This is a genomic window from Streptomyces sp. NPDC040545, assembly GCF_055595065.1.
In genome coordinates this window covers 49,032-60,133 of the sequence record NZ_JBVIWA010000008.1, presented here as the reverse complement: position 1 = coordinate 60,133, position 11,102 = coordinate 49,032, and the positions used below count along the sequence as shown (strand labels likewise).

Below are 11,102 nucleotides of genomic sequence, written 5' to 3'. Positions count from 1 at the left end.
TACCCCGGCCCTCGGGTCAGCGCGTGGCGGGGCGTTCCGCTGCCAGGAGGAACACCACGGAACGGTCCTGTTCGGCCCAGGTCCGGGTGTCCAGGCCGACGGACTGGAGCAGCGCGCACTCGACGGCGTAACCGTGTTCGGCGAGTGCCCTGCCGATCGCCTCCGCCTCGTCGCGGGTGGAGGCGTGGCTGACGATCCGTTCGGGGCGGCGTTCGGCGACGGCCGCGACGACGGCCGCGCCGCCACCGCCGACGCGGACGACATCGGGCTCGGGCAGGTTCTCCAGTACGTGCGGCGCGCGCCCGGCGACGGTCTGGAGCTGCACTCCCCGCTCGCGGGCGGCGGCGGTTATGCGGTCGCAGGCGGCCGGGTCGGCGTCGACCGCGATGACGGCGGCGCCGAGGGCGGCGGCGTCCACGGCCACGCCGCCGGATCCGGCGCCGATGTCCCAGAGGAGGTCGCCGGTACGCGGGCCGAGCCGGGCGAGTTGGGCCGCGCGGAGCTGGGCGGACTCGCCCTCTCCCCCGTCGGCCTGGGGCCTGGCCCAGCCGCGGTCGGCGGACCGGGCGGCGCTCTGGCCGAGGAGCCAGCCGGCGTCTGCGGGCGCCGGTCCCGCGCCCCCGATGACGATGACGACGTTCGGGTCGCGCCAGCTGTGGTCGGCGGCCTTGTCGGAGGTGAGGACGCTCACCTGCTCCCGGTCCGTGCCGAGTTCCTCGCAGACGACGAAGGTGCGGTGAACTCCTTCGAGGAGCAGGGCGAGTTCCGCAGGGCCGGCGCCGGGTGAGGTGAGGACGGCGACCTTGGCGTGGGCGCGGCAGACGTTGACGGCGCGGCGCAGGGTGCGGGGGTGGGCCACGACGACCTGGGCGTCGTCCCAGGGCATGCCGGCGCGGGCGAAGGCGGCGGCCACGGAGGAGACGGCCGGGACGACCTCGACCTCCAGGCCGTGCTCCGGGGCGCGCAGGGTGCGTACGGCGCCGAAGAAGCCGGGGTCCCCGTCGGCGAACACCACCGCGGTGCCGCGGTGGCCGGCGATGCGGCGTGCGGCGAGACCGATACTGCCCAGGCGGATGCGCTCCGCGGTGGGCGGTACTTCGGGGAGGGCGAGGTGGTGCGCGGCGCCGGCGACGAGGGTCGCGGCGGAGAGCGCGGACCGGGCGCCCGCGGTCAGGGGCGAACCGTCCCAGCCGATCACCGTGACCCGGTCGGCCATCGTCGTCAGTCTCCTGGTCTGGCAGGGGGCACCTCCCGGCGGCAGCCGGGGGAGGGCGGGGTTTCGTCGGGGCGGGCACGGTGAGACTACCCGGTCATCGGTTCAGTTCCAGTCGGCGCCGACGCGGTGGCCGTGCGCGTCGGCCCGCTGCGGGAACGCGGTGCTGCGGGCGTATCCGTCGTAGCTGTCGTATCCGTCGTAGCTGTCGCCCTCGTCGAGGTCTTCGGGGACCAGGCTCCAGACGATGAGGTCGGTGCGGGTGTCGGCCCAGCCGCCGTCCGCCGTCTGCGTACGCACTATCCACGCGTTGCGCAGGACGCCCTCGCTGATGCAGCCGATCTTCTGGGCCACCTGCTGCGAGGCGGTGTTGTCGGCGGCGGTGCGCAGTTCGAGGCGCTCGAACCCCTGGGAGCGGAAGAGCCATTGGGCGACGGCGAGGACGGATTCGCTGGCGTAGCCCTCGCCGCGGGCCCAGGGGGCGGTGACGTAGCCGACCTCGGTGGCGCGGGTGCGCCAGTTGGTGTTCCGCAGGTGCACGATGCCTACGAGGCGCTGGGTGAGGAACTCGGTGACGGCGAGGACGATGCCGCGGCCCTCGGTGCGTTCGGCGTGGGAGTGCCGGGTGGCCCAGGCGTGGGCTTCGGCGTGGGTGTAGGGGTGGGGTGCGCTGGTCCAGGCGATCACGTGCTCGTCGTTCATCATCTCGGTGAGCGCGGTGACGTCCTCTTCCTCGAAGGGGCGCAGCACCAGCCGGTCCGTGCTGATGGTGACGTCCGGGAAGGTGGTAGTCATGCGCAGCTCCATGCCTGAGACCGTGGTGCGACCGTGGTGCGATGCGACCGCGGTGCGGGACCGTTCGTGCGGGACCGTGCGTGCGGTTCGTAGGCCACAGCATGCAGCATCGACCGGGTGATGTGCAGGGCCGGGTTGCCCGGAAGCGGGCAGCGCTCGGCCCCGCGCGCGGTCAGGTGCGTGCGGGGCCGAGATTCATGACCGGTTCGACAGGAACCGGACCACCAGGTACCGGTTCAGGAGGCGGCCGGGGCGCCGAAGGCCGGGATGACCGAGCCCTGGTACTTCTCCTCGATGAACTTCTTGACCTCGTCGGAGTTCAGGAGCTTGGCCAGCTTCTGGATCCGCGGGTCGTTCTGGTTCCCGTCCTTGACCGCGAGGAAGTTGGCGTAGGGGTTGCCCTCGGCCTTCTCCAGGATCAGGGCGTCCTTGGCGGGCGACAGCTTGGCTTCGAGGGCGTAGTTGCCGTTGATGATCGCGGCGTCCACGTCGTTCAGGGCGCGCGGGACCGTGGCGGCCTCCAGCTCCTTGAACTCCAGGCCCTTCTTGTCGGTGATGTCGGACAGCTTGGCGCTGGTGCCGACACCCTCCTTGAGGGTGATCAGGTTGTTCGCGGCGAGCAGCTGGAGCGCGCGGCCCTCGTTGGTGGTGTCGTTGGGGACGGCGACGGTCTGGCCGGCCTTGATGTCACCGATGGCCTTGATCTTCTTGGAGTAGAGACCGAGGGGCTCCAGGTGCACGTTCACGACGGGCACGACGTGCGTGCTGTTCTTCTTGTTGAAGTCGTCGAGGTACGGCTTGTGCTGGAAGTAGTTGCCGTCGACCTGGCCCTGCTCGGTGGCGGTGTTCGGCAGAACGTAGTCCGTGAACTCCTTGACCTCCAGCTTGAGGCCTTCCTTGGCCGCGAGCTTGTCCTTGACGAAGTTCAGGACGTCGGCGTGCGGGCTCGGGGAGGCCGCTATGACCAGGGGCTTGCTCTCGTCGGCCTTGCCGCCGTCGGCCTTCGCCGAGGACGGGTCCGAGGAGCTGCCGCAGGCGGTGAGGCCGAGGGCGAGCGCGGTGGCCGTGGCGGCGAGGGCGGTGAGCTTGATGTTCTTACGCACGAAGAGTGCCTTTCTTGCTGAACAAGTACCGATGACTTGCTGGTGGTGGCCCAAGCACGACAAGTGCGGGCTCTGTTGGGGGAAAGTCTTCTCAGGCGGTCCGGCCGCGGCGGGCGAGGAGCCGGACCGCGCCGTCGCCGAGCAGCTGGATCACCGTGACGAGGGCGATCAGGACCACGACGGTGGCGATCATGAAGCCGGTCTCGAAGCGCTGGAAGCCGTAGGTGATGGCCTTGGATCCCAGTCCTTCGCCGCCGACGGCGCCGGCCATGGCCGAGTAGCCGACGAGGGTGATGACGGTGGTGGTGACACCGGCGACCAGGGAGGGCAGGGCCTGCGGGAGCAGCACCTTGCCGACCAGGGTGGGGATGCCGCCGCCCATGGACTCGACGGCCTCGATCAGGCCGTGGTCCACCTCGCGGACGGCGGTCTCGACGAGCCGGGCGAAGAAGGGGACGGCGCCGATGGCGAGCGGGACGATCATGGCGGTGGGGCCGATGAAGGTGCCGACGACCGCGGTGGTGACCGGGATCAGGAAGATCAGCAGGATGATGAACGGCAGCGAGCGGCCTATGTTCACGATCACGCCGAGGACCTTGTTGAGCGGCTGGTTCTGCAGGAGGCCGCCCTTGTCCGTGAGGACCAGCAGGATGCCGATGGGCAGACCGCCGAGCACGGTCACCAGGGTGGACCACAGCACCATGTAGAGGGTGTCGTAGGTGCCCTGGGTGAGCAGGGGCTGCATTTCGGACCAGGTCACTTGGCACCGTCCTTGACCAGCTCGGCCAGTTCGTTGTCGATCCCGTCGACGATGTCGACCTGCAGGCCCTGCTCGCGCAGGAAGCCGACCGGCACGACGTTGTCCTCGTAGCCGCCGGGCAGTTCGATGCGCATGCGGCCGATCTGCCGGCCCGCGACGGTGTCCATCGCGGCACCCAGGATCGAGATGTCGATGTTGTACGTACGCGAGAGCTGCGAGATGACCGGCCGGACGGCGGCTTCGCCGTGGAAGGTGACGTCGACGACCGTACGGTCGGGGCCGGTGGCGGTACCGGTGACCGGGAAGAGTTCGCCGGCGAGCTCGGAGCCGGGGGTGGCGAGGAGTTCGGCGACGGTGCCGGACTCGATGATCCGGCCGTTCTTCATCAGGGCGGCCGAGTCGCAGACGGTCTTGACGACGTCCATCTCGTGCGTGATGAGCAGCACGGTGAGGCCGAGCTGCCGGTTGAGGTCGCGCAGCAGCCCCAGGACGGAGCGCGTGGTCTCGGGGTCCAGGGCGCTGGTGGCCTCGTCGGACAGCAGCACCTTGGGGTCGCCGGCCAGGGCGCGGGCGATGCCTACGCGCTGCTTCTGGCCGCCGGAGAGCTGGGTCGGGTAGGCCTTGGCCTTGTCGGCGAGGCCGACCAGGTCGAGGAGTTCGAGGGCCTTGCGGGAGCGCTCGCGGCCGGAGATGCCGAGGATCTCCAGGGGCAGCTCGACATTGGCCTGGACGGTGCGCGAGGACAGCAGGTTGAAGTGCTGGAAGACCATGCCGATGCGGCTGCGGGCCTGGCGGAGCTCCTTGCCCGCCCGCCGGCCGCGGCCGGCGAGGGCGGTGAGGTCGACGCCGTCGACCGTCACGGTGCCGGTGGTGGGGCGCTCCAGCAGGTTGACGCAGCGGATCAGGGAGGATTTGCCTGCGCCGCTCTGGCCGATGACTCCGTAGACCTCGCCCTCGCGGACGTGGAGATCGACGCCGTCCAGGGCGGTGACCTCGCGGCCACGGGACTGGTAGACCTTCGTGAGGCCCGATGTGGTGATCACAGGATTTCCGTCGCTGTCGAGTGCGCGGCGCAGCGGGCTGCCGGGCACGGGGCAAACAATCTGGGGACGCGATACGGGACGAACCATCAGAAAATGATGGTGTCGACACGTGCGCGGGGCATGAGTGAGCCGTGCGGTTCATCAGCTGGTGACGTGGTGGCGCGGCTGGTCTCGCTTCGGGGCGCGAGGCTCAGGAAGGGGCCCTCAGAAGGCGCACATTCGACACATACAACGAGCACCGGGCGTCATCGTCGCCTCGGTCGCAAGGGTGCGGCTGCTCGTCGTGGTCATGGGCCCAAGTAAAGCAGACGTCTCCCCTGACCGATCAATGACGTCCGCATAGCGGACGCATTCCGACCACATACCGGACGTCACCGGTCGGTACCGGCCCTCCGCCGCGAGGCCGGTCCCCCGCTCCGACCTGCGCCGACACAGCCGGAGGAGGCGGTCCCGCCCGCCCGGTCCGGAGTGCGGCGACCGGGTCCGCTGTGGTCAAGACCACGGTCGGTACGCCGGGCGCGCGGGCAGCGCGCGGGGCCGCGGGGGACAGGGGTGCGCGCATCGGGTCCTACGGCCCGTAATACCCTCGCTGCATGCTCGACGCCCTGACGGTCGCCATCGGCGTGCCCGCACTCGCCCTCGCCGCCTGGTGCGGCCACGCCGCATGGCGGGACCAGCCGACCAAGGACTGGCACTTCATCGGAATGGCCGTCGTGACCGTGCTGGTCCTGGCGCAGCTGGTGATCGGCGTGGTCAAGCTGGCCCAGGGCGAGAAGCCCGACGAGGGCACGGTGATCTTCGTGGCCTACCTGGTGGGCGCGTTCGCCGCGGTACCGGCGGCCGGGATGCTCTCGCTCACCGAGCGGACCAAATGGGGATCGATCACGGTGGCCGCCGGCGCCGTCGTGCTCGCCGTCCTCGAAGTACGGCTCTACGACATCTGGGGAACCACCGGTGCCTGACTCCGACACGACGAACGCCACCGGCGCGGCCCCCGCCACCGCCACTGCCGCCGCCGGGCACAAGCGGCTGGTCTCCGGGCCCGGTCTGCTGCTGGTGTGGCTGTACGGGGTGATGGTGGTGGGCGCGGTCTCCCGCTCGGCCTTCCAGATCTCCACCGAGTTCGACCGGGCGCCGCTGGCGTACTCGCTGTCCGCCGTGGCCGCGCTGGCCTACGCGTTCATCACGTACTCACTGGTGCGCGGCGGCGAGACGGCCCGCAAGGCGGCGCTGATCTGCTGCGCCGCCGAGCTGGCCGGTGTGCTGGCCGTGGGGACCTGGACGCTGGTGCGGCCCGAGTCCTTCCCCGACACGACCGTGTGGTCCCAGTTCGGGATGGGCTACCTGTTCATCCCGGTGATCCTGCCGATCACCGGGATGCTCTGGCTGCGCAGGAGCCGAGAGGCCGCTACGCGCTGACCGTGAAGTCGGTCGGGTCCTTGGCTTCCTTCTCCAGGATCACCAGCTGGATGCCGTCGGACGCGGTGCGGCCGCCGACCTTGACGTAGCCGGCCTTGCGGTAGAGGCGCAGGTTCGCCTCGCTCTTGTGCCCGGTGTGCAGGCGGAAGCGGGTGGTGCGGCCGGGGCTCGCCAGGGCCTCCTCGACCGCGCGCAGCAGGCGCGCCCCGAGACCGTGGCCCTGCAGGCGCGGGTGCACGCAGAGCTTGGCGATCTTGCCGGTGCCGTCCTCGTCGACGTTGCCGCGCACGGTCCCGACGATCTCGTCGCCGAGCCGGGCCACCAGGACGGTGTCCGTCGCCAGCTCCCCCTTGAGGGAGTCCAGGGACTGGGTGAGCGGCTGGATGAGGTAGTTGCCGTAGAGCTCGGCCTCCCGCTGGAAGGCCAGGTACTGCAGTTTGAAGATCTGCTCAGCGTCCTCGGCAGCCGCCGCCGAAATGGTCACGCTCATGCCCATGTGCGCATGCCTCCAGCTCACCTGGTAGCCCGTTGGTCTACCGCTCCTTTCCCCGCAGGCCAGGAGCCGCAACCTCTGCAGCCAGCATTCTGCGCAGACATCCCAGGCAACGGGAACGCACGGGCCCCAAACTTCCTTGTGAGATACCCAACTCTCCTGCGATTTCACGGTAAGTGAGGTCTCTGGGCGAAAGAAGTGCCTTCATCAGCTCGGGACAGCGTCCGGGCAACCGGGCGACCGCCGATCGGAGTGCGCGGTTCTCCTCGCCGTGCAGGAGAGCGTCTTCCGGCTCTGCCCCGGCGGCGGCGCCGGCCGGTGCGCTCCCGTCCACCGAGTGCTGGCGGTGGCCGTACGGGATCTCCCGGCGGGCCCGGCGCCGGGCGAGGCGGGCCTCCGCCCGGACCGCCCGGCGCAGCCACCGCGCCGGCTCCGCGGGTTCGGCGGGATCGGGGGCGTGGCGGCCGCCCTCCAGCAGCCTGACCCAGACGGCTTGTTCCAGGTCGGCCGCGTCCACTCCGGTGCCCGGGGCCTCCGCGGCCGCCTCGGCGGAGAGCAGCGGGCCCAGCTTGTCGAAGTAATCAGCCTTCAGCAGGTCCATGCCGGGCGGGACGAGCGGGCCGGGCCGGACGGTTTCCCCGCCGGGCCCGGCCCACTCGTACGGGAAGCGGCGCTCAGCGGTTGACGGGGCGTCGGCCCGGGCGGAAGGCCTCCGCCGCGAGCAGTCCGGTGTCCGGGTTGTCGGTGAAGATCCCGTCGATGCCCTGTTCGAAGTAGGTGCGGAAGGCACCGAGGGCGTCCCCGTACGCGGTGGGGTCGGTCCCCTTGCGGTACCCCGCGGGCAGGAAGGTGTTCTCGTTGCGTGCGGTGTAGGGGTGCAGCAGCAGCCCGCGGGCGTGGGCGTCCTTCACCAGGGTGGTCGGGGTGCCGAGCCCGCCGGCCGCGTCGCGCGGGAGGATCAGGTCCATGGTCGGGCCGATGCCCTGGGCGAAGCCGGCGATCCACTTCAGCCCCTCGGGCCTCACCAGGTCCGCGACCGTGCGCGGGTCCTTGGCCACCTCGAAGTCCCAGGGGCGGGTGCCCGCCGCGGAGAGCAGGACCACGCGGGGCGCGGAGACCAGCCGGGAGAGCCGCTGGATGCTGGAGGGCTCGAAGGACTGGAGGAAGACGGCGGCGCCCCGCCCGTCGCGCCCGTAGCGGCGCAGGAGCTTGGCGAGGGGCTCCTCCAGGCCGAGGCCCAGGCCCCGGAAGTAGGTGGGGTGCTTGGTCTCGACGTGCAGCCACACCCGCCTGCCGCGCCGCTTGCCCTCGCGGTCGGCCCAGCGGAGCACCTCTTCGAAGGTGGGTACGGCCCACTGGCCGTCGTAGAGCGTGTTGCGCTGGCGGACGGCGGGGATACGTTCCTTCGCGCGCAGGGTCCTCAGCTCGGCCAGGGTGAAGTCCTCGGTGAACCAGCCGGTGACCGCGACGCCGTCGACGGTCTTGGTGGTGCGCCGGGAGGCGAACTCGGGGTGATCGGCGACGTCGGTGGTCCCGCCGATCTCGTTCTCGTGGCGGCACACCAGATGGCCGTCCCGGGTCGGGACCAGGTCCTGCTCGATCACGTCGGCGCCCAGGTCCAGGGCGAGCTGGTAGGAGCCGATCGTGTGCTCCGGCCGGTAGCCGCTGGCTCCGCGATGGCCGATGACCGTCGGGTACGGAAGGTCCCGGAAGCCTCCGTCGCCGCGGCCGTCTGCGTACGCCTCGTCCTCGTCCGCGGCCGCGGCGGAACCCGCCGTGAGTCCGGTGATCCCGGTCCCCGCCGCCAGGACGGCCGCCCCCAGGACCGTGCGCCGCGCTGCCCCACCCTGTGTCATCAGTGCCACTCCTCGTCGTGAACGCCGTGTCGCGGCCCGCGATCGGCGTGCCGATGGTAGGCAAAGGGGGTGGCCGAGGAGGGTGCGGCCACGGCACATCCGGGGAACTTGGCGCGAACACGCGTCAACACTGCGTATCCGACACGTGAACCCGATGTGCGCGAGAAGCTGACCCGCGAGTATCGTCCTCACCTGCGCTACCGCCGTGTGGTGGGTGCGCGAACCGCTTTTCGATGCCGGAGGGCCCACGTTGTTCCGTACGAAGCTCATCAAAGCCACTGTCGGACCGGTCATGCGCATGATGTTCCGCACCCGCGTGGAGGGCATCGAGAACATCCCCGGCTCCGGGCCGGTGATTCTGGCGGGCAACCACCTCACCTTCATCGACTCCATGATCCTGCCACTGGTGTGCGACCGTACGGTCCACTTCATCGGCAAGGACGAGTACGTGACCGGCAAGGGGATCAAGGGCCGCGCCATGGCCTGGTTCTTCACCGGCTCCGGCATGATCCCCGTCGACCGTGACGGCGCCAACGGCGGCGTCGCGGCCCTGATGACCGGTCGCCGGATCCTCGAAGAGGGCAAGATCTTCGGCATCTACCCCGAGGGCACGCGCTCCCCCGACGGCCGCCTCTACCGCGGCCGCACCGGCATCGCCCGCCTGACCCTGATGACCGGCGCCCCCGTGGTGCCGTTCGCGGTGATCGGCACCGACAAGCTCCAGCCGGGCGGCGCCGGCATGCCGCGCCCGGGCCGGGTCACCGTCCGCTTCGGCGAGCCGATGGAGTTCTCCCGCTACGAGGGAATGGACCGCGACCGCTACGTGCTGCGCGCCGTCACCGACTCGGTGATGGCCGAGGTCATGCGGCTTTCGGGCCAGGAGTACGTCGACATGTACGCCACCAAGGCGAAGGCCGCGTAGGCTGCCTGTTTTCACTGCCGCTGGAGTGACCGGCTGACGCCCGCCGCCGTGGTGGTGGCGAGGATCCAGCCGGTCACGATCAGCAGGTACGACAGCCATTGGTGCCAGCCGCCCGGCGCGAAGGCCACCTCCTGGCCGAAACTGACGATCGGCACCATCAGGTCGATCGTGTAGAAGACCGCGTTGAAGTCCGGCGCCTCCCCCGCCTTCAGGGCGCGCGGCGGGTCGATCCCGTACGCGATCGACCCGGTCATCAGCAGGGCCACCAGCCAGCCCGCCGCACGCAGCGGCCGGAAGCCGTAGCCGACGGTGACGTCTTGGAGCAGGCCCCACGCCCGGGCGGCCCGGGGCAGGGTGTGGCGGTGCCTGCGCAGCTTCGCGAGCTGGACGGTCCGGGCGCCCGCCTCGTCGCCCGCCGTGCGGTAGGCCGCCGCGAGCTGTTCGTAGGCGTACGTGAGGTAGCCGGACTCCTCCCGCTCCAGGGCGGGCAGCCGCTGCTCGGCGGGGAGGTGCGGGGCCAGGGTGCGGTAGGTCAGGCCGTCGATGGCGATCCGCTCGGGCCAGGCCTCGGGGTCGATGTGGAGCAGGTCGACGGTGGACCGGCGCAGGTTCACATCGCCCCGGACCGTCTCGCAGCGGCGCAGCCACAGCTCGCCTATGGCGCAGCTGGAGGCGCGCAGGGCGGTCCCGTCCGGGTTGGCGAGGTCGGCACGGGTGAGGTTGGCCTGGCCGGGTATCCGGGAGCCGGTGAGGTTGACCATGCCGCGGGCCTGCATCCGGTGCGCGCGCAGGTCGGTGCCGACGGTCAGGTTCTCGGCGTGCAGGGCGATCCCGCCGGGGGCGAGCAGCCGGGCGCGGTCGAGCTGGATCTGGCCGCCGACGGTGGCCCCGTTGAGGCGGAGCTGGCCGTGCACGGTCAGGTCGTTCGCGATGATGTCGGTGTCGACCTCGATGTGGTTGAGCTGGAGCGGGGGCTCGTCCGCCTCCTCGCCCGCGGTGGGGCCGATCACGGCGCCCTGGAGGAAGAGGCCCCCGGAGATCTTGGAGCCCTGCAGCCGCACGGGCCCGGCGATCCGGCAGTGGGACAGGCGCAGGACCACGTCGACGCGCAGCGTGGAAGCGGTCAGGCCGGGCAGCGTGGAGTAGCCGAGGACCAGGGCGCGCAGCTGGGCCCCGTACAGCAGGGGCTTGCGCTCGAACCAGCAGTCGCGCAGCCGGATGGGGTGGTCGATGACGGCGTAGCGCATGTCGAGCTTGCCCACGATCTTCGCGCCCTTGACCTTGAGGCCGGGGACCCGGCCCTGCACGGCCGGGCAGGCGCCCAGCAGGATGGCCCGCAGCACCTCGGCGCGCAGGGTGCGGTCGGGGCCCCAGTCGGCTCCGTCGACGGAGCTGTCCTCGGGGGCGGCGCGGAAGTCGACGCCGTCGCCGCGCGGGAAGGCTTCCCAGACGCGGCGTTCCGCCGGGGTCAGATCGTTGATCTCCATCGCCGGGATGG

The 11,102-nt window shown here is 71.1% G+C and carries 12 protein-coding genes; 3 read left to right on the top strand and 9 right to left on the bottom strand.

Annotated features, from left to right (window positions below; genetic code table 11):
* Nucleotides 1-16 precede the first annotated feature (16 nt).
* From cbiE to ACZ573_RS17600, 5 genes are all read right to left on the bottom strand, one after another.
* Nucleotides 17-1,216 carry a precorrin-6y C5,15-methyltransferase (decarboxylating) subunit CbiE gene (gene cbiE / locus ACZ573_RS17620; protein ID WP_471304783.1) on the bottom strand — a complete coding sequence of 400 codons (1,200 nt, stop codon included), beginning with the start codon at nucleotides 1,214-1,216 and terminating at the stop codon, nucleotides 17-19.
* 102 nt (nucleotides 1,217-1,318) lie between these two features.
* Nucleotides 1,319-2,008, bottom strand: coding sequence for a GNAT family N-acetyltransferase (locus tag ACZ573_RS17615; protein WP_471304781.1), 690 nt, complete (start codon nucleotides 2,006-2,008; stop codon nucleotides 1,319-1,321).
* 236 nt (nucleotides 2,009-2,244) lie between these two features.
* Nucleotides 2,245-3,111, bottom strand: a complete 867-nt coding sequence (locus ACZ573_RS17610; protein ID WP_471304779.1) for a MetQ/NlpA family ABC transporter substrate-binding protein — start codon at nucleotides 3,109-3,111, stop codon at nucleotides 2,245-2,247.
* A 91-nt stretch (nucleotides 3,112-3,202) separates the two neighbouring features.
* Nucleotides 3,203-3,871, bottom strand: coding sequence for a methionine ABC transporter permease (locus ACZ573_RS17605; RefSeq protein ID WP_030010866.1), 669 nt, complete (start codon nucleotides 3,869-3,871; stop codon nucleotides 3,203-3,205).
* Complete coding sequence (locus ACZ573_RS17600; protein ID WP_301372301.1) at nucleotides 3,868-4,914, bottom strand: methionine ABC transporter ATP-binding protein; 1,047 nt, start codon at nucleotides 4,912-4,914, stop codon at nucleotides 3,868-3,870. The genes ACZ573_RS17605 and ACZ573_RS17600 overlap by 4 nt, the downstream gene beginning before the upstream one ends.
* Before the next feature lie 593 nt (nucleotides 4,915-5,507).
* Here ACZ573_RS17600 and ACZ573_RS17595 point away from each other — a divergent pair.
* A complete protein-coding gene (locus ACZ573_RS17595; RefSeq protein ID WP_471304775.1) occupies nucleotides 5,508-5,876 on the top strand; it encodes a hypothetical protein in 369 nt (122 codons plus the stop codon).
* Nucleotides 5,869-6,333, top strand: coding sequence for a hypothetical protein (locus ACZ573_RS17590; RefSeq protein WP_471304772.1), 465 nt, complete (start codon nucleotides 5,869-5,871; stop codon nucleotides 6,331-6,333). The genes ACZ573_RS17595 and ACZ573_RS17590 overlap by 8 nt, the downstream gene beginning before the upstream one ends.
* Here the strand turns inward: ACZ573_RS17590 and ACZ573_RS17585 are convergent.
* From ACZ573_RS17585 to ACZ573_RS17575, 3 genes are all read right to left on the bottom strand, one after another.
* On the bottom strand, nucleotides 6,323-6,829 hold the full coding sequence (locus tag ACZ573_RS17585; RefSeq protein WP_301372298.1) for a GNAT family N-acetyltransferase: 507 nt from the start codon (nucleotides 6,827-6,829) through the stop codon (nucleotides 6,323-6,325). The two genes, ACZ573_RS17590 and ACZ573_RS17585, sit on opposite strands and share 11 nt — an antisense overlap.
* A 37-nt stretch (nucleotides 6,830-6,866) precedes the next feature.
* Nucleotides 6,867-7,427, bottom strand: a complete 561-nt coding sequence (locus ACZ573_RS17580) for a sigma-70 family RNA polymerase sigma factor (RefSeq protein WP_471304769.1) — start codon at nucleotides 7,425-7,427, stop codon at nucleotides 6,867-6,869.
* Between the two features lie 73 nt (nucleotides 7,428-7,500).
* Nucleotides 7,501-8,682 (bottom strand): glycerophosphodiester phosphodiesterase, encoded by a 1,182-nt coding sequence (locus ACZ573_RS17575; protein WP_471304768.1) that lies wholly within the window; start codon nucleotides 8,680-8,682, stop codon nucleotides 7,501-7,503.
* 292 nt (nucleotides 8,683-8,974) lie between these two features.
* On the opposite strand from ACZ573_RS17575, the gene ACZ573_RS17570 reads away from it, so the two are divergent.
* Nucleotides 8,975-9,604, top strand: a complete 630-nt coding sequence (locus ACZ573_RS17570; RefSeq protein ID WP_327734623.1) for a lysophospholipid acyltransferase family protein — start codon at nucleotides 8,975-8,977, stop codon at nucleotides 9,602-9,604.
* Nucleotides 9,605-9,615: 11 nt separating this feature from the next.
* On the opposite strand, the gene ACZ573_RS17565 is transcribed toward ACZ573_RS17570, so the two are convergent.
* Nucleotides 9,616-11,091, bottom strand: a complete 1,476-nt coding sequence (locus ACZ573_RS17565; protein ID WP_471304765.1) for a membrane-associated oxidoreductase — start codon at nucleotides 11,089-11,091, stop codon at nucleotides 9,616-9,618.
* Nucleotides 11,092-11,102 lie beyond the last annotated feature (11 nt).